At 30.5% G+C, this 19,886-nt stretch carries 11 protein-coding genes; 8 read left to right on the top strand and 3 right to left on the bottom strand.

Annotated elements, in window-relative coordinates; translation table 11 throughout:
- Nucleotides 1–292: 292 nt before the first annotated feature.
- The gene (gene argS / locus ACEG17_RS06170) at nucleotides 293–2,017 is read right to left on the bottom strand and encodes an arginine--tRNA ligase (protein ID WP_372582983.1); all 1,725 of its coding nucleotides are present in this window, start codon (nucleotides 2,015–2,017) and stop codon (nucleotides 293–295) included.
- Between the two features lie 351 nt (nucleotides 2,018–2,368).
- On the opposite strand from argS, the gene ACEG17_RS06175 reads away from it, so the two are divergent.
- On the top strand, nucleotides 2,369–4,816 hold the full coding sequence (locus ACEG17_RS06175) for an autotransporter outer membrane beta-barrel domain-containing protein (RefSeq protein ID WP_372582984.1): 2,448 nt from the start codon (nucleotides 2,369–2,371) through the stop codon (nucleotides 4,814–4,816).
- A gap of 308 nt (nucleotides 4,817–5,124) precedes the next feature.
- On the opposite strand, the gene ACEG17_RS06180 is transcribed toward ACEG17_RS06175, so the two are convergent.
- Nucleotides 5,125–5,724: a histidine phosphatase family protein gene (locus ACEG17_RS06180; RefSeq protein WP_372582985.1), complete on the bottom strand. Its 600-nt coding sequence runs from the start codon at nucleotides 5,722–5,724 to the stop codon at nucleotides 5,125–5,127.
- A gap of 47 nt (nucleotides 5,725–5,771) precedes the next feature.
- A complete protein-coding gene (gene cobS / locus ACEG17_RS06185) occupies nucleotides 5,772–6,539 on the bottom strand; it encodes an adenosylcobinamide-GDP ribazoletransferase (RefSeq protein WP_372582986.1) in 768 nt (255 codons plus the stop codon).
- Between the two features lie 180 nt (nucleotides 6,540–6,719).
- Here cobS and ACEG17_RS06190 point away from each other — a divergent pair, with 180 nt between their 5' ends.
- From ACEG17_RS06190 to ACEG17_RS06220, 7 genes are all read left to right on the top strand, one after another.
- Nucleotides 6,720–7,190 (top strand): precorrin-2 dehydrogenase/sirohydrochlorin ferrochelatase family protein, encoded by a 471-nt coding sequence (locus ACEG17_RS06190; RefSeq protein WP_021744757.1) that lies wholly within the window; start codon nucleotides 6,720–6,722, stop codon nucleotides 7,188–7,190.
- 44 nt (nucleotides 7,191–7,234) lie between these two features.
- Nucleotides 7,235–8,206, top strand: coding sequence for a porphobilinogen synthase (gene hemB / locus ACEG17_RS06195; protein ID WP_372582987.1), 972 nt, complete (start codon nucleotides 7,235–7,237; stop codon nucleotides 8,204–8,206).
- A gap of 22 nt (nucleotides 8,207–8,228) precedes the next feature.
- Nucleotides 8,229–9,581 carry a Trk system potassium transporter TrkA gene (gene trkA / locus ACEG17_RS06200; protein ID WP_372582988.1) on the top strand — a complete coding sequence of 451 codons (1,353 nt, stop codon included), beginning with the start codon at nucleotides 8,229–8,231 and terminating at the stop codon, nucleotides 9,579–9,581.
- Nucleotides 9,582–9,672: 91 nt separating this feature from the next.
- Nucleotides 9,673–11,118 (top strand): TrkH family potassium uptake protein, encoded by a 1,446-nt coding sequence (locus ACEG17_RS06205; RefSeq protein ID WP_372582989.1) that lies wholly within the window; start codon nucleotides 9,673–9,675, stop codon nucleotides 11,116–11,118.
- Nucleotides 11,119–11,758: 640 nt separating this feature from the next.
- Nucleotides 11,759–18,442 (top strand): autotransporter-associated N-terminal domain-containing protein, encoded by a 6,684-nt coding sequence (locus ACEG17_RS06210; protein ID WP_372582990.1) that lies wholly within the window; start codon nucleotides 11,759–11,761, stop codon nucleotides 18,440–18,442.
- 254 nt (nucleotides 18,443–18,696) lie between these two features.
- The gene (locus tag ACEG17_RS06215; protein ID WP_372582991.1) at nucleotides 18,697–19,059 is read left to right on the top strand and encodes a DUF488 domain-containing protein; all 363 of its coding nucleotides are present in this window, start codon (nucleotides 18,697–18,699) and stop codon (nucleotides 19,057–19,059) included.
- 15 nt (nucleotides 19,060–19,074) lie between these two features.
- Entirely contained in the window at nucleotides 19,075–19,842 is a 768-nt protein-coding gene (locus ACEG17_RS06220) for an NUDIX hydrolase (protein WP_372582992.1), read from the top strand.
- Nucleotides 19,843–19,886: the final 44 nt, after the last annotated feature.

Below are 19,886 nucleotides of genomic sequence, written 5' to 3' on the forward strand. Positions count from 1 at the left end.
TATTTTTTGTTTATTAATTTTTTTATTTTTTACCTTTAAAAACTATTATTTTAATATTTTTAAACTAAATATTAAAATTAATTGTATAATAGTAAAAAAGACCTCTTAAAAAAGAGGTCTCATAAAAGGGGGGGTTAATTGAGGTTTCAGATCTTTTAATCGATCTGAATATAGTATACACCATAATCATTAAACCACCATTAAATCAAAATTGTTTTTTGATTAATTTGTTTCTCTTTTTTAGTAAATATAACTTTATTATTAATTTTTATAAGAATTATATCAATAGGTTTTACATTCTATCTACTGTATTTATTCCAAGAAGACCGAGTCCTTCCTTTAAAATAAATGCGGTTTTTTCAGCCAGCAAAATTCGTGCATCCATAACTTTTTTATTTTCTTCCTTTAGAATAGAATTTGAATTATAGAAATTATTAAATAATTTTGCTATGTCAAATAAATAGTCTGCTATTATGTTTGGACGATAACTTTCATAAGATTTTACAACTGTTTGTGGAAATCTCAGAAGCTCAACTGCTAATTCACGCTCAACACCATTCATATTTTCCAAAATAATATCTTTATTTTCAACATTGATATTTTCTTCCTTCAATTTTCTGAAAATGGACATAATCCGTACATAAGTATATTGTAAATAAGGTCCTGTATTACCTTCAAAACTAAGTACCTTGTCCCAAGTAAATGTTATATCAGAAGTCCTGTTCTGGCTCAAATCAAAGTATTTTATAGCTCCGCTTCCCACAATTTCAGCAATTTTTTCTTTTTCTTCTTCTGGAATATTCGGATTTTTTTCATCAATTACTTTTTTTACTTGAGTTTTTGCCTCATCCAGCAAATCAACAAGTCTTATTATATTTCCGCTTCTAGAAGAAAAAATCATTCCATCACCAAATCTCATAATTCCAAATACAACATGAGTCTTTTTGTAATTATAAGGTTCTCCAAGCATTTCTCCAATTTCAAAAACCTGCTTAAAATGATTTTGCTGCCTATCGTCAGTTAGGTAAACAGCTTCGTCTACATTTAATTCATCTTTTCTAAATTTCATTGTAGCCAGGTCAGAAGTTGTATATAAGAAACTTCCGTCTTTTTTCTGTACAATTGCAGGTGACAGCTTGTCATTTTCAAAAAACACAACCAATGCTCCCTGATCTTCACGTGCAATACCTTTTTCTTTTAATTCTTCCAGTACAGCTGGCATCATATCATTGTAAAACGATTCACCATAATAATAGTCGAAGTTCACACCAAGCCTATCATAAATTTTATTGTATTCTTTTAGTGAAATATCTATAAATTCCTTCCACAATTTTTGATTTTCTTCATCTCCAAGCTGTAATTTTTTCAGTTCTTCACGAGCTTCGTCCTCCAAAGCAGGATTTTTTTTAGCTTCATCAGAAAACTGCACATAAATTCTTTCCAGTTCACCAATCGGATCTTCTTCGTAGGACTTCTTATTCAACCAATTCTTATAAGCTACAATGAGTTTTCCAAATTGTGTCCCCCAATCACCAATGTGATTATCAGCAAGTGTATGAAAACCTAAAAATTGCAAAGTTCTCTTGACGGAATCACCGATAATTGTACTTCTCAAATGTCCAATGTGCATTCTTTTAGCAATATTAGGCGAAGAATAATCAATTATTATAGTTTTATCTGTATTTAAAAAAGAAAAATCATATTTTTCATTTTCCACTTTTTTTAATTCTTCATTCAAAAAGTTATTTTTCAAATAAATATTAATAAATCCTGGCCCTGCAATTTCCAACTTTTCAATAGTATCATTTTCTTTAAAATTATCTACAAGTGTACTTGCAATCTCTCGTGGATTTTTACCAATTAATTTTGAACTAACCATCGCAAAATTTGTCTGAAAATCTCCAAATTCTCTTTTTGTGGAATTTTGAATATCGACTTTTTCTGTATAATCAGCACCAAAAATATTATTTATATTTTCTGAAAATAATTTTTTTAACTTTATTGTCAACAATTCCATTATCTTAAAAACTTTCTTCCCTTCCTTTCATAGATTTACGTTAATTTTAGGATAACGCATAATCCTTTTATTAAAAAATATTTACTTGAATATTATATAACAAATTTAATAAAATTTGAAGAGTTTATTTATTATTTGACTAAATAAAAAATATTAAATTTTTTTAATTAATGTTTCCTTTTTCTCATTTGATAGCTGTTTATTAATTATATTTAAACAAAAACTATGAAATGTATATCAGTATTTTTAGCATGATATTAAAATAAAAATTGACAGAAAAAATAAAAAATGTTAAAATGTTTTGAAATTTATACATATAGTTAAGATTTAAAAATTAAACAAGGAGAGAGTATGCTATTTAAAGAGACAGAAAGATTTTTAAAAAGAATATTAAAGAAAAAATACAAATATACAAAAATGTTGTTAATAACATTTTTAATGACAGGTGGATTGGGAATGGCAGCGCCAATAACACCAAATGCGAATGGAGAATATATTGTAAATTCAGGTACAGGAGATGGAGAAATTTTAAATTTTTCTAATTCATACAATTCACATGGAGCATTTAGAATTAGTGAGGGTAAAAAATTTACTTTGAAAGGATACGGAGATATTGATGCGACAACGCAAGCGCCTTTGTTTACACCTAGAACTGCAATAACAGTCACAAATTCAAATACAGAATTTGAGGCAACAGGTACAGGTGTAGGCGGGGATTCTGTTGAAATATCCATTCTTCCCTCAAAAGAAGCAATTTTATATACAGTAACAGATCCAATTACTGGTGTAAGTTCTAGTGCTATAAATCAAAAAGTAACTTTAAAAGATGTGTTTATATGGGCACCAAGAAATTCGACAGAATCTACTGTGAAAGTTGAAGCAAAGAATGGAAAGAGCATAAAAAATGCAGAACTTAATTTAATTGGTAGTAATGGTTTTAAATCACAAATTCATTCAAATAATAGTGGCTGGGTAGTTGAAGTTGAAGCTGATGAAACAAATGGAGTTTATTCAGAATTAACAGTTAATGGAATAGATGATGGTACTGAAGGTGATGGAGGAACGCAAATATTAGGTTTAATGACAAAACATGGAAAATCTGTTTTAAATGTAAATTTAATAGGTGGAGCATATTGGGGATTAAGTAAAAATAATTCAATTTCTGAACAAAGAGCAACACTTAACTCATTAAATATAGGTAGTAATTCCTTTATATCATTTGATGAAAATAATGTTACAGAAAGTGATGGAGTAACTTCAATTTATTATATAAAATTAACATCTGATGGAATTAATAATGATGGAACTCTTAATAACAGTGGACTTATTCAACTAAATAGTGATTCCAGTAAAGATAAACTTATTATAGAAGGAAATTATCACGGAAATAACGGTACAATTGAAATGAATACTCTTTGGAATGCTCCAGGGGATGAAAATGGAGCAAATTCAGAATCAGATTTAGTTTACATTACGGGAAATGCTACAGGTACAACAAAGGTAGTACCAGTTTATATTGATGACACTCCAGCAGAAAATCAATTTGATAATTATATTCCAGGAAATGTACAACAATTATCACAACGTATAAACAGTGTACCGGTTGTAAAAGTAGCTGGAAAGTCTACACCAACTACATTTACTGGAACAGCAAGAACAGCCGGAGCGGCAGAGGCTCAACTTGCGAGCAGACAAGTTAATGGTATTTGGGAATACTACTGGACTATTGCACCTCTTGGAAGTTCTGGAGCCACTGCTGGAGTGATTGGTGGGGCTGGAAGTAATGGAAGTTCAAGTTCGAGCCGTCCAATTTACATTATGGCACAGCCAGTGTCGGCTTATGTATTAATGCCAAAAATAAATATGGAAATGGGTTATTCTTCTGTTGGGACTTTAAATGAAAGAAGAGGAGAAAACCAAATATTAGATTTAGAAAATCTGTCAGCTGATAAAGGACAGTTATGGACAAGAATTTATGGTAGTGGTGTGAGCGAAAAAGGTAAGGAAAGATTTGAATACGAAAGTAATCTTTATGGAGTGCAGCTGGGGCATGACTTTAAAATAAATAAGGATAAAAATGGGCATAATCATTTATTAGGTGGCTATATTTCATATAATAGGGCAAGTGCAGATTTTTTTGACAGATACCGTACTGAAAATGGAAGAATTTCTGATGATAAATATACAGGTAAAGGAAAAGCGGAAAGTATTTCATTAGGTATTACAAAAACAAAATATACAGAAAACGGCTCATATTATGATTTAGTAGGACAAATTTCATATTTACAAAATAAATATAAATCAAGAGATGACTTTAACGCAAAACAAAGAGGATATGGATTATTATTTTCAGGAGAAGCTGGAAAATCATTTGGAATTGGAAAAACTGGGACATGGACAATTCAGCCACAAGCACAGTTAATATATCAGTACTTGAACACAAAGTCGTTTAATGATGGATTGAGAAAAGTCAGTCAGGATAATAGAAATGGATTACGTGGAAGAACAGGAATCAAACTTTCTTATAATGGAAATTCAGATGAGGGGCGAACAAATACATATTATGCTGTAGCAAATGTTTGGCATGATTTTACAAAATATGAAAATAAATACACAAACATAGGTTCTGACAAAGTAACTGAAAAACTTGGTACAACTTGGGGAGAAATAGGGTTAGGAGCGCAAGCGCCATTGGGACAAAAAAGCAATTTATACATTGACACGAGATATGAACAGTCATTTGGTAATTCAAGACGTTCTGGATTCAGAGGAACAATTGGATTTAAACATACTTTTTAATAAAAAATTTTAGTTGATTTAAAATAACTTATGTGGTATAATTATTTTGTAAAACTAACTAACATTTGGAGATAAAAAAAGAGAGTGTCGCATCACTCTCTTTTCCTTTTACAGGAATTTTTCAATTAAGTATCTCAATAGTTCCAGTAAAATTAGTAAAAGAATTTTGATAGTTTCTTTTACTCTCATCTTTATTCACCTCCTAACATTCGGAGTTAATATATTATAACATAAATTTTATTTAATTAAAATTATTTTTTAATAAATTCAGAAGAGAATTAAAAATAAAAATATAAAAAATTAATTTTTCATTTATTAATATAATTAAAATAAATAAATCCATCATCTGTAATACTCATTTTTGTAATGCTTCCGTTATCTATCTTAAATTTCCAGTATCCATCCAAATTGCAGAATAGATAATAGCTAATTAAGGATTGGATAACTCCCGCATGAGCTACAATAAGTATTCTTTTGTTTTGATAATCTTTCTTTATTTTCTCAATTTTTTTTACAATTCGTTTTTGCAAATCAGAAAGGCTTTCTCCACCTTCTGCCTTAAAATGTTTCCAGTTATTTTTCATTTCATTGATATAATGTGGGAACTTTTTTTCTATCTCTTTGTAAGTTTTCCCTTCAAGTATCCCAAAATTCAGTTCTCTTAGGTTTTCAGAAAAATGCTTTTTTATATTTTTGTCAATTTCCAAAAGTTCTAAACTTTCTCTACATCGATTTAAGTCACTTGAAAATATTATATCTATTTTTTCACTCAGTTCTTCAAGTTTTTTTTTCGTATTTTTTAACTGATTTATTCCTGTTGTATTCAAGTTCGGATTTAGATGTCCGTAATATAAATGTTTTTTATTATGGTCAGTTTCACCGTGTCTTATAAATAATATTTCTGTCATTTTATTCTCCTCTTTGACTATCTTTATTTTTACTGTATTTTATTTAGTTATCGTAAAACAATCCCTAAAAATAGTACTAATATTGATGTTAATTCAAGAGAAGCTCCCATTGTATCGCCAGTTATCCCGCCAATCTTTTTTCGTACATTAAGCATAAATAGAATTATAAATAGAAGTGCGATAAATAAAGCAATACCGCCTTTTGTTCCAATTATAAGAAATACTAGAGCATTTGTCAAAATAAGTGAAAAAATCACTTCAAAAATACCATTTTCAGAAATTATGGCATTACTCATTCCAGATTTTCTAGCATAGTCAGAAAGACCAGCATTTACCGATGTTGAAAGTCTTGCAATGATTGGAAAAATTATTAGATATTTTGGGTTTATTGTGATAATTTCAGAAATTATAGTAATTTTTGTAATAAAATATAAAATTAATATAACTGTTCCATTTGTACCGATTCTTGAATCTTTCATAATTTCCAGCATTTTTTCTTTCTTAGCATAGCTAAAAAGTCCATCAAAAGTATCAGCAAGTCCATCAATATGGATTATTCCAACAGCTAAAATTTCTATAATTATAATAAGTACAGCAATTATCACTTTATTATAAAAAATATTTTTTAGATAGACTGTAATTAAAAAATTTGAAAAATATAAAATTAAGCCAATGATTAAGCCCACCAATGGAAAAAATTTAATTGACTTTCCTAATTTTTTCTCACTATACTCTACTTTTATTGGTATCGGAATACGTGTCATAAATTGAATTAAGATAATGAATTGTTCAAAAAAATTTTTTATGTATTTCATAACAAAGCTCCCTGTATTTTATTTTTAGAAATTTTTCTATATTTTATCATTTTTGTAAAAAAAAATCACGTTATTTCTATATTTTTAGTGAAAAAAATATTATGTTATAAATCGCTTGTTTTTCTACTTATAATATGTTATCCTATTGTCATCAGAAAAAAGTGAAAGGAGCATTAAAATATGTGGTTTCCATTATTTATAAACTTGGAAAATAAAAAAGTTCTTGTTATTGGAGGTGGAAAAGTTGCACTAAAAAAAATCAAAAAAGTTTTAGAGTATGGAGCTGATGTTACTGTTGTTACTGATAACATTAAAGAGCAAAGTATATTAGAACTAAAAAATTTAAAAATAGAAGATAACAAGAAAATCGAAAACAATAAAGATGAAATTGAAAAACTTGTAAAAGATTTCTTTCTAGTTATTTCAGCTACAGATGATGAACAGCTGAATGAAAATATAGCACAAGTTTGTGATTCTAAAGAAATATTAATTAACAATGCATCTTCAAAAACTAAAATGAACGCAATGTTTGGAGGAATTGTAAAAAACAGCGAATTTCAAATTGCAATTTCTACGAGCGGTAAAAACTGCAAACGTTCACGTGCTATGAAAAGTGAAATTCAAAAAGTTCTTGACAAAATAGAAAAATAAATGTTCAAACTTTAAATAACGAAATGAAAAAAGGTGAAACAAAAATGTTTAAAAGACATAGAAAATTACGAAAAAATGAAGTGATAAGAAATCTTGTAAAAGATGTTTATGTCTCAAAGGAAGATTTGATTTATCCAATTTTTATTGAAGAGGGAGAAAATATCAAGAACGAAATCCCTTCAATGCCAGGAATTTTTAGATACTCTATTGACAGGCTTTCCGAAGAACTGGATGAACTGGTAAAATTGGGGATAAATTCGATTTTGCTTTTTGGAATTCCTAAAAAAAAGGATGCCTGTGCAACAGAAGCCTACAATGAAAATGGTATTATTCAGAATGCAGTTCGATTTATAAAGGAAAAATATGACAATTTTCTTGTAATCTGTGATATTTGCTGCTGTGAATATACAAGTCATGGCCATTGTGGTATTCTTGATGAAAATGGTTATGTAAAAAATGATGAAACTTTAGAAGTTCTTGAAAAAATAGCACTCTCCTACGCAAAGGCTGGAGCAGATATTGTAGCACCTTCAGACATGATGGATGGACGTGTGGAAAAAATTTCCAATGTTTTAGCTCAAAATAATTTTGAAAATATTCCAATAATGGCTTATTCAGTAAAATATTCATCAGCATTTTATGGACCTTTTAGAGATGCAGCAGATTCAGCTCCTCAATTTGGAGATAGAAAGTCTTACCAAATGAATTTTCAATATTCAAAAGATGCGATAGACGAAGTTGCTGAAGATTTACGTCAAGGAGCGGATATTATAATTGTAAAGCCTGCAATGGCATATCTTGATGTTATAAAAAAGGTAAGTGATAAATTTGAAATCCCAATCGTAGCTTACAGCGTTTCGGGAGAATATTCAATGGTAAAAGCTGCAGCTGTAAATGGATGGATTGATGAAATGAAAATTGTCATGGAACAGATGTATGCGATGAAAAGAGCTGGAGCAAACGCTATTATTACTTATTATGCAAAAGAAATTGCAAAATATTTAGAAAATAAATAAAAAAACAAGAAAGAGAAAAAATATGAAAATAGTTATAGCAGGAGCTGGTGTCGTTGGTGAATCGCTTTGCAGCGAACTTTCAGCTGAAGGTAACGATGTCATTTTAATTGAGAAAGAAGAAAAAGTATTAAATAAGCTTGTAGAAACTTACGATATAACTGGGCTTGTAGGAAACGGAGAGTCTTACGAGACTTTACTTGAAGCTGGTGCAGACAGTGCGGATATTTTTATTGCTGCAACAGAATCAGATGAACTAAATATAATCTCTTCAATAATAGCAAAAAAAATTGGTTCAAAATTTACTATAGCAAGAGTAAGAAATCCTGAATACAGTTCAAATATGCAATTTGTAAGGGAAGGACTTGGAATTTCCCTTATGATAAATCCTGAAATGGAAACTGCCAAAAGTATTGCAAATAAACTGATGTTCCCAGTTGCCTTAAGTGTAGAAAACTTTTTTGGACAAAAAGCCAGCTTTATTTCAATAAAAGTTGAAAAAAATAGTTTTCTGAATGGGACACAGTTAAAAAACCTTGAATTTAGTACAAAAGACAAGGTTATCATCTGCACTGTCAGAAGAGATGAAAATGTCTTTATTCCAACTGGAGATTTTACTATCCTGGAAGGAGATATTGTCTATGTTGCAGGTTCTATGGAAGCAGTTCATAAATTTTATGATAGAATTGAACAAAGCAACTTAAAAATCGGATCTACACTGCTTATCGGCGGTGGTACAATTTCTCATTATTTAATTGGAAAACTTATTGAAAACAAAAACAAGGTAAAAGTCATAGAAAATGATAGGACACGTGCAGAAAAACTGAGTGAAGCTTATCCAAAAGCAATTGTAATAAAAGGAGATGAAGCCGATCAGGAATTCTTAGTACAGGAAGGAATAAATAACTATGATGCAACTGTAATTCTTACAGATAGTGATGAAGAAAATGTTGTTATTTCAATGTTTGTAAACTCCATAACAAATTCTAAGTTAATTACAAAAATGAATAGGACATTGCTACTTCCTATACTTGAAAACAATACTAGAACATCAACAGTTGTGCCCAAAAAAGTTATTTCTGACATGATAATAAGAGTTGTAAGATCAAAAACAGATATGCGAGGATCCACAATGAGTTTTTTATACAGGCTGGAAAACCAGGTGGAATTTATTACTTTCGAAATCAATGAAAATAGTGCTGCTGTTAATGTTCCGCTAAAAGATTTAAAATTAAAAAAAGGAATATTGATTGTAAGTATATTACGGGACAATAAAATGATTTTTCCGGGAGGAAATGATGCTATCAAAAACAATGACAGCGTAATGATTGTAGCAATAGCATCTTCTATCGAAGATTTTGACGATATTTTAGAATAAAACTGTAAAATTTAAATATATTCGTATCTAAAATTTAAGTCCAAATTCACTTAAATAAAAAAAATCGAGTATATTAATTTAAGGAGTAAAAATGAATAAAAGAATGATAGGTTTTATAACTGGAAAAATACTTATACTTGAAGCTGGATTAATGGTATTGCCTTTAATCATAAGTTTTTTATACAATGAAAATGCAAAATATAAAATTGCTTATGGCTCTGTAATACTTCTTCTTCTAGCAATAGGTTTTCTTCTCTCTATGAAGCTTCCTGAAGATGAACGGATTCAAGGTAGGGAAGGCTACATAATAGTTTCTTTGTCTTGGATTTTGATGTCTGTTTTTGGTGCATTGCCATTTGTATTCACAAAGGAAATCCCTTCTTTTATAGATGCGTTTTTTGAAATTGTAAGCGGTTTTACAACAACTGGATCTAGCATAATACCAGATCTTAGCAAAATTAGCCATTCTAATTTATTTTGGCGAAGTTTTACCCATTTTGTCGGCGGAATGGGAGTTCTAGTTCTAGCACTTGCAATTTTTCCAAGTTCTGCAACATCAGTTCATGTAATGAAAGCTGAAGTTCCTGGTCCAACATTTGGAAAATTAGTTTCAAAACTATCAACAACAGCCAGAATGCTTTATAAAATTTATATTGTTATGACAATCGTCCTTATAATTTTATTAATGTTTGGCGGACTTAATCTATTTGAGTCTTCTCTTCTTGCATTTGGTACCGCAGGAACAGGTGGTTTTGGGGTAAGAAACGGAAGTATTTTACCGTACAATAACCCTTATGTTGAAATAATACTTGGAATTGGAATGATAGTCTTTGGAGTAAACTTTAATATTTATTATTTTGTTTTAATCGGAAAAATAAAAGACATCTTTAAAAATGAAGAATTAAAATATTATTTACTAATAGTTTTTGGAGCAATTACGCTAATAGTTTTCAATATATATCAGACATACGGCTCCATATGGAACTGTATAAGAGATGTATTTTTCTCAGTTTCCTCAGTCATTACAACAACTGGATATTCTACAGCTGATTTTGGAAAATGGCCATTATTTTCACAAGTTATCTTGCTTATCCTAATGTTTTTTGGAGCATGTGCAGGCTCTACAGCTGGAGGGCTGAAAATATCAAGAGTTGTATTAATGGTAAAAATCTATTTTGCTGAAATTGTCCAAATGATAAGTCCAAATCGTGTAGTTACAGTAAAATATGATGATAAGCCAGTAAATTCAGCTATGCAAAAAAGTATTGCAGTATATTTTTTAGTCTATTCACTAGTTTTTGGAGGAATTCTTCTAATGATTTCCTACTCAACAGATGACTTTATGACTGCTTTTAGTGCTGTTGCCGCCACATTTAATAATATCGGCCCTGGATTAGGAAAAGTAGGCCCTGCATTCAGTTTTGCTGAATTAAACAATTTCTCAAAAGTAATTCTTAGTTTTGGAATGCTTGCAGGAAGGCTGGAAATTTTTCCAATGTTAATATTATTTTCTCCAACAACATGGAAATTAAAATAAAAAAAGAAAGCTAGATGATTTTTAAAATAATGTTTTTAAAGAGACTGTCTCACAAGAATATTTTGTGAAACGGTCTTCTTTTAATTTATACTCGAACCTATTTAAAATTGAACTGATAGAAATTATATAATTTAGGGTTTGAGTAAAATAGTCATAATTTTTGAGTTTTATTTTAAACTAATTTTACTATAATACTATACTCAATTTAAATAACAAATCTATTATAAATTTTTTAATAAAGGATATAAACCTAATATTTTCAAATAATTAAAATATAATTTTTATTTTTTAAATACAGTCTTTAGTTAGTGTATCAAGTTTTTTGTAAGTACAGAAAAATTTTATAGACTAACCATAGATTATTATGTATTAATTTTGCTACAATTTTAGTTATTAGAATAAATATTTACAATAAAATAAGAATTTACACTAATAGTCTATTCTAGCAAAAAAGAAAAAAAATATTGACATTTCTTTGTGAAATAAGTAAAATGTTATGGTATAAAAAATTAAACTCAAAGGAATTTGACAATTTTATAAATTTAATTTTTAAATAATTAATAACATTACTAATTATTTAAGTGATAGTTTAAACAAATTTGAGTATAAAACAAAAAAATTTTTATAAAGGAGTATTTTAATGACAAACAATCTTAGGCAATTGGGAAAAGATTTACGTGCATTTGCAAAAAGATGCAAAAATGTGCATTATAATTATAATTTATTAATTACATTTTTATTAACAGGAACAATTATTTCAACAAAAAATCTATTTTCCGCAACTAAAGATCCTAGCATTGAGAGTCAAAAGCAATCGATTTCGACATCAATTAAGGATATACACCAAAATTTTAAAAGATTAAGAACTGAAAATAATAAATTGATGAAAAATTCAAATCTAGAATTAATTCAGTTAATGGAACAAGGGGACCATGTGACAAAATCACCATGGAGCAGCTGGCAATATGGAATAAACTACTATTACAATGACTGGCATGGAACTTATAAAGGAAAAGGAAATAAAATTTATGAAAACGAAGTTTATCTTAGACAAAAAAACTTATCTGATAGACTTTCTAGATATTTAACAGATAATAAAAGTCAAAATTCGTATAATATGACAAATTTGAATATTGTGCCTGAATATCCGGTAACAGTAAGTATAAGTGCAGGGATAAGACCAAAATCAGTAAACAAAACTGAAACTAATTTCGTGCCTCAAGCACCTAGTGGAGCATTACCACCGTTTGAACCAAGAATGGTAAGCACTCCATCAAAGCCAGGTTCACCAAATCCTACAGCACCTACGTTTTTTAATCCTCCAAGTCTTGTGTTTAAAGGAAAGGGATTTTCACAAAGACCTATTATAGGAAACAGAACTACTGGAAGTGCAAGCGGATTTAATGCAACAACTGATGGAGGAGCAATTAATGGACAAGTCAGTCCAAGATACAGCAATGCAGTTGTAATGCAGAATTATGATACCTATAATACAACAGGAACTACTACAATTAATATGGGAAGCACAACTACATGGACAGGAGATATTACAGCTCATGCAAAACCTATTGTAGCAAGAACAGTTGCTCCTGGATCAACAGAATCTGTTGTCATAAACGGAGTTACTAAAAATATTCCTGCAGATCCATTTTTAGTTTATTCATCTCCAACAACAGAAGTAAACCATACATTAACTGCTGGGCAAGTCGTTTCAGGAAACATATGGGATACAGAAGGTCAAAAATGGGATACAGTAAACGCATTTATAAGTGATTCTAGAGATCATGATACTAAAATAAACGGAAACTATAAAGTTATTGATCTTGGAAATGGAGAAGCAACAAAAATATTTTTCAGTTACAATCCTTCCGGTGTAGGAGGAAAACAATATGGAATAGAAGATCCAAATCACCCTGGTACCTGGTTATGGGGATGGAGTGACGGATCTGGAGGTGCTGTAAACCGTACCGCAGAATTTAAGGGAACTCTTGATTTAAATGGAATATCTGCTACTAATAATACAAATGTATTAGTTGGACTTGAGCATCAGTTATGGGCAAAAAATCCAAATTCAACATTTAGTGACGATCAAAACGAATGGAATAATTCAAATTCTAACACAACATTATTAAATTCAGGAACAATTAACCTTTCTAGCGGAAACAATATGGTAGGGATAATGATAGATGTTGAATATTCTAATGATCCTGATCATATTCAAAATAAAACTATTAACACAGATAGCAGCGGGAACGGAAAAATTGTTTTAGGAGCAAACAGCAGCAATAGTGTCGGAATTGATTTTGGAAGTTACCAGGTTGGATTACTGCAAACTGATGTGTCATTAGGAAATATAGAAATAAATGGTAAAAATAACTATGGATTTAGAATGTCAAATATTTTTGATGGAACAAACAATGTTTATGGCAGTGGATTAACTGTTGATGGTAACAAATATTACGACAGCGTAACTGTTAATGGTTCAAATAGTACTATTACAGTGGGCGGAACTGAAAACGTAGGTATTTCAATTGCAAAAAATTTATCTGCTTCTAAAAATACAAACCCTATTAATAATATATCGGCATTAAATCTTTTATTAACTGGAAATAAGGTTGTAGGATTTTTAAGAAACTCAAATTATTCAGGTAATAATAATGGAGATATGATTTTAAATGATACAAGTGTAAACAGTCTAAACTTCGGAGACGGAGCAAAAGAAAGTACACTTGTACGTAGTGATAAATATGGAATTATTCTTAATAAAACTATAAATTCTACTAAAGGGTCAACTGGAAACAGCTTTGCACAATCAAGCAATGGAGGATATGTAACAAATCAAGGAACTTTATCAAGCAGCCTTGATAAATTTACAGGAATGGTATCTTCAGGAAGTAATGGAACAAATAAATCTAAAGTTTCTAATACTGGAACTATAACACTTACAAGTAATTCTGATGATCTTGTAGGATTAGCAGCATTAAACAATGCAGATGTTGCCAATACAGGAACGTTAAAAATTTTGGGAACTGGTAAGAATAAAGCTGGAATATATAACAACGGTACAGGAACTGCAACTATTGGACAAGGAAGCGATATAGAAATTACAGGAGAATCTTCTTCTGCTGTTTATAATAACTCAGGAACTGTTAATATCAGTGGAACTAATTCAATTACTGCAAATAACGGTTCTGTTGGAATATTTTCATCAGGAGGGACTGTTACTTCGACTTCTGGTAACAATTTAAACATAACTGTGAATGATACTGTTAAAAAAGGATTGGCTGTTTATGCCGAAAATGGTGCAAATGTAAATCTTTCCAGTGCTAAGATTAATGTTCAGAATGGTGCAGCTGGAGTGACAGCTGAAGGTGCTGGTACAAGTTTAAATTTACAAGGTGCAACTTTAACATATAATGGTGATGGTTACGCAATTTATGCAAATAATGGCGGAAATATTGATTTATCTAACAATGCTGCTATAAATTTATATGGAAAAGCTACAGGATTTGAAAAAAATACCTCAACTGTAAATTTAACAGGTTCAACTATACATATTTATTCTGATGATGTTACAGTTGTTAATGTAAAAGATGGTGGAACTTTAAATACTACTGGATTGCAAGCTAATGTAGGGGCAATGTCTGGAGCTGGAGCTCTTTCAATAAATTCTTCCCACGGATTTACTGGTTATAAATTGGCTGCAATAGACGGTTTAACCGCTTATAATGTATACAATATTGATAAAAGCATCGCAGCTGATGATAATCAGCAAAATAATGATTCATATGTATTCACCAAAAACTTGCTAGTACAAAGAGCTGTAACGAACTTAAAAGCCGGAAATAATGTAAAAGCTGTTCTAAGTGGTGCAGATATGACAAAAATAGGACTTTCGTCTGTTGTAGGGCTGGATATGAGTTCAAGTAAAAATGCGACTTCCAATAATGAAGCTCAGATAAATCTTGAGGCAAATACTACGGTAACTGCTGACAGATCTGATTCTGGTTCAGGTGGAATAGGACTTTATATTAATTATGGAAAAGTGAATACAGATGCTTCTGCTATTGTAAATGTAGAAAAAGAAGCAAATACTATTAATGACGGTGCGGTAGGAATTTACTCTGTAAATGGTTCAGAAGTGAACAATGCTGGAACTGTAAATGTAGGAGGAAATAATTCTATTGGAATTTTAGGAATGGGATTCAGAGAAAATTCCTCTGGAACAGCTGTTGGAGCTGAATTTGGAACAGGTACTATTGGACAAGGAAAAGCGTCTGTTTTAAACAGCGGAAACCTTAATCTAGATGGAGAAGATTCGACAGGAATTTACATGAAAAATAACTCTGGTGCCACATTATCAGATATAACAGCTACAAATACAGGAACTATAACAATGTCAGGAAACGGTGCTGTTGGAATGTCTGGAGCTGGAGCAACATTAAAAAATAATAATATTATAAATATTACTGGACAAAAAGCAGTCGGAATATTTGGTAACACAAATTCAGATTTATCAAATACAGGAACTATAAATATAGGTGCTTCTGCTACTACAAATCCTGTAAACATCGGTATATTTACAAATGATACAGGAACTTCTATTACAAATGACGGAACTCTTAATATTGGTAAAAATTCTTATGGAATTTATGGTAAAAATATAACTATAGGAACAAATTCCAAAATAAATGTAGGAGATAATGGTGTTGGAATTTTTTCAAATGGAAATTCTATAACTGTAAATGGTGAGCTGAATATAAATCCTAACGAAGCTGTCGGAGTATTTACATCTGGCAATGGTGCTATCAATGTAACAAATAATGCAAGTAAAATTACAATTGGTGACGGTTCATACGGATTTGTACTAAGAAGCGGAGGAACTCCTGAAAGAATACAGGCAAATGGTGGAACTACAGGACTTGCGCCTACGACATTTACAAGTAATACTGCAAATGTAACATTGGGAAATCAAGCTGTATATGTTTACTCAGCAGATACTTTAGGAACTATTACAAATAAAACTGCAATAACTACAACAGGAAGTAACAACTACGGATTGTATGCAGCAGGAAACGTTGTAAATGATGCTTCGGCAAATATGAACTTGACTTCAGGGGTAGGAAACGTCGGAATTTACAGCATAGAAAATGGAACTGCTAAAAATTATGCAACAATAGATGTAGGTACATCTGACAGAGAAAATAAATTTTACAGTATTGGTATGGCCGCTGGATATTACAACGAAAATACAAAAACACTTGAACAGACAGGAAATATTGAAAACTATGGAACAATAAATGTAAATAATGAATACGGAATCGGAATGTATGCTGTAGGAAACGGATCAAAAGCAATAAACTACGGTACAATTAATCTAGACGGAAAAGGTACAACAGGAATGTACCTGGATCAGAATGCAGTAGGAATAAATTACGGTATAATTCAAACTTCTGCTAATCCATCAAAAACTGGAATAATAGGAGTTGCAGCATTAAATAATTCGGTAATCAAGAACTATGGTAGAATAATTGTTGCTGGAACTGGAAATATAGGTGTTTATACTGCTGGTAATGGGACTCATATTCAAGAGACAGGTCCAAATCCTTCACAAGGTGGTGCAATAACAACAGGAAGTATTACAGCTTCAAATGGTGCAACAGATAGAAGAAATGATGAACAAGTGCCAACAGATAAGAAAATTGCAGGAATAAACATAATTGCTCCCGCAGGTGCAACTACTGCAACAATTGAAAGAAATGGAATACCTGTTTTAATTGATTCCATTGACACAACAAATCCAGTGCCACAACCTCAATACGTTACAGTAAACTCTACTTCATTAATTGATTTGAGTAAATTAAACAATGGCACTACAAATGTAAACCTAACAAAAGCCTCTTCTCTAGGAATGTATGTTGATACATCAGGAGTTAATTACACCAAACCTATTGAAGGACTGCAACATTTAAACCTAAGCAATGTTAATTTAATTTTTGGTTCAGAAGTATCAAAATATACTCAAAATAAAGATATTGAAGTTGGAGATAATATATTAAAACCTTTCAATGATGTTTTGGCTCCGCTTGCACAAAATGGGTTGACCATGTCGTATATTTCTGGAGCATTGAACTGGATTGCAACTGCAACATATAAACCAGATGGAACGCTTGCAAAAGTCTATATGTCGAAAATTCCATATACTGCCTATGCAAAATCAGGGGACAGAAATAACTATAATTTCCTTGACGGATTAGAACAAAGATATGGGGTGGAAGGGTTAAACTCACGTGAAAAGACGCTGTTTAACAAATTAAATGAAATTGGAAAAGGGGAATCTAGAATTTTTGTTCAGGCTGTAGATGAAATGAAAGGATATCAATATTCAAATACACAGCAGAGAATTTCAAATACAAGTAATTCCCTGGATACAGAATTTTCATATTTAAAAAATGAATGGAGAAATCCTTCTAAACAAAATAACAAAATCAAAGTATTTGGTATGAAAGACGAGTATAATACTGATACAGCAGGAATTATTAATTACACTAATAATGCCTACGGTGTGGCTTATGTTCATGAAGATGAACAAATTAAGATGGGTAACTCAAGCGGGTGGTATGCAGGAGTTGTAACAAACAGATTTAAATTTAAAGATATCGGACACTCAAAAGAAAACCAATCTATGATTAAAGCAGGAATATTTAAAACAATGTCGCCAAGATTGGATCACAATGGTGCATTACAATGGACAATTGGTGGAGATATATTTGCAGGAATTAACAGTATGACACGTAAATATTTAGTTTTAGATGAAATATTCCAGGCAAAATCTGATTACCATTCTTATGGTGCGGCTCTTAAAACTGACTTGGGATACGATATAAGGCTAAGCGAAAGAACACATTTACGTCCATATGGAGCATTAAAAATGGAATATGGAAGATTTAACGACATCAAGGAAGACAGAGGGGAAATGAGATTAGAAGTAAATGGAAATGACTATTTCTCAGTAAAACCGGAAGTCGGTATGGAATTTAAATATGTTCAGCCACTTGCAGTAAGAACGAATTTAACAGTAGGGTTAAAAGTGGCATATGAAAATGAAATCGGAAAACTTCAGGAAAAAAATCAGGCAAGAGTAAGATATACAACAGCTGGATGGTATGACCTTGCAAATGAAAAAGAAAATAGAAGTGGAAACGGTAAATTTGACCTAAATATCGGAATTGACAACACAAGATTTGGAGTAACAGTAAATGGAGGATATGACACTAAAGGTAATAATGTAAAAGGTGGAATAGGATTTAGAGCTATTTACTAGAAGGAAAAATTAGAAAAAGAAAAAATAAATGCCTTCGACAAATAAGAATTCGACATATGTTCAAGTTGAAATCTAAAAAAGAATTAAGGACAGCAAAACTTACAGTTAGCTGTTCTTTTTTCTATTTTTATTACATTTGGTTATACAGCATACTTAAAAAATAATTTTGAATTCATTACAAAAATAAAAGCATTTTTTATAAAAATGTGATATAATTCTAAAAGATATAAATTCAGAAAAAGGAAAGATTAAAAATGAATAAACTAAACTGGAAAAGAATTTATGAAAAATCAGAAGAAACTGATGGATTTAGAGTGTTTGTAGATAGGCTGTGGGCAAGGGGAATAAAAAAGGAAGATGCTAAAATTGATTACTGGGCTAAGGAAATTACACCTACAAAGGAGCTTAGGGAAGATTACCATAAAGGAAAAATTGATTTTGAGACATTTGCAGCAGGATATCTAAATGAATTAGAAAAAAATCCTGATTTTGATAAATTTTTAAAAATAATAAAATCTGAACTGCTTTCAAAAAATGTTACAATGGTTTTTGCAAGCAAGACTCCTGAAATTAGTCATATTCCGATTTTGAAAAAGTATTTGGAAAATAAATTATAAAAATAGGAGAAAAATATGATTGCAACATTATGTTATCTTGAAAAAGATAATAAATATCTGATGTTATACAGAAACAAAAAAGAAATTGATATAAATAAAGGAAAATGGATTGGCGTTGGCGGGAAACTGGAAAAGGGTGAAACGCCTGAACAATGCTTAATACGTGAAGTCTGGGAAGAAACAGGATACACGCTAAATAGTTATGAATATCGTGGAATTGTAATTTTTAATTATAATGAAGATGACCCCTTGTTTATGTATGTTTACACAAGCTCTAATTTTTCGGGTATAGAAAAGGAGTGTAATGAAGGCGATTTGAAATGGATTCCAAAAGATGAAATTTTAGATTTGAAATTGTGGGAAGGTGATAAAATATTTTTGAAATTATTATTTGAAAATTCTCCATTCTTCTATTTAACTCTAAATTATGAAAATGATAATGTTATTAGTTCAAAACTGGAATTTAAAGAACAATATAGTTGTTTTGAAGTTTTTGTTCCAGAAAATTATGTGGAAAAAATTGTGGAAAACTTGAAAAAATATTCACTTTTGACAGAGGGGTTTTATGCAGATGTATATTCTACAGCTGATGCGGTTGGGCATTGGAAAACGCTGGAAGGCGGGAGTCCTTTCGATGGAGAAATTGGAAAATCAAGTGTAGCCAATGAAAAAATAATGCGATTCAGAGTAAAAAGAGATTTTGAAGAACTGGCGTATTATTTAGTAAAAGAATCTCATCCTTATGAAACAGCGGTAATTAATGTGTTTAGGATGGAAGTGTAGAAAATTTTTTAGAAAATTTATAAAAATAGGAAGGAAAATTGGTT

Source organism: Leptotrichia hongkongensis (assembly GCF_041538065.1).
In the GTDB taxonomy this organism is placed as follows: domain Bacteria; phylum Fusobacteriota; class Fusobacteriia; order Fusobacteriales; family Leptotrichiaceae; genus Leptotrichia; species Leptotrichia hongkongensis.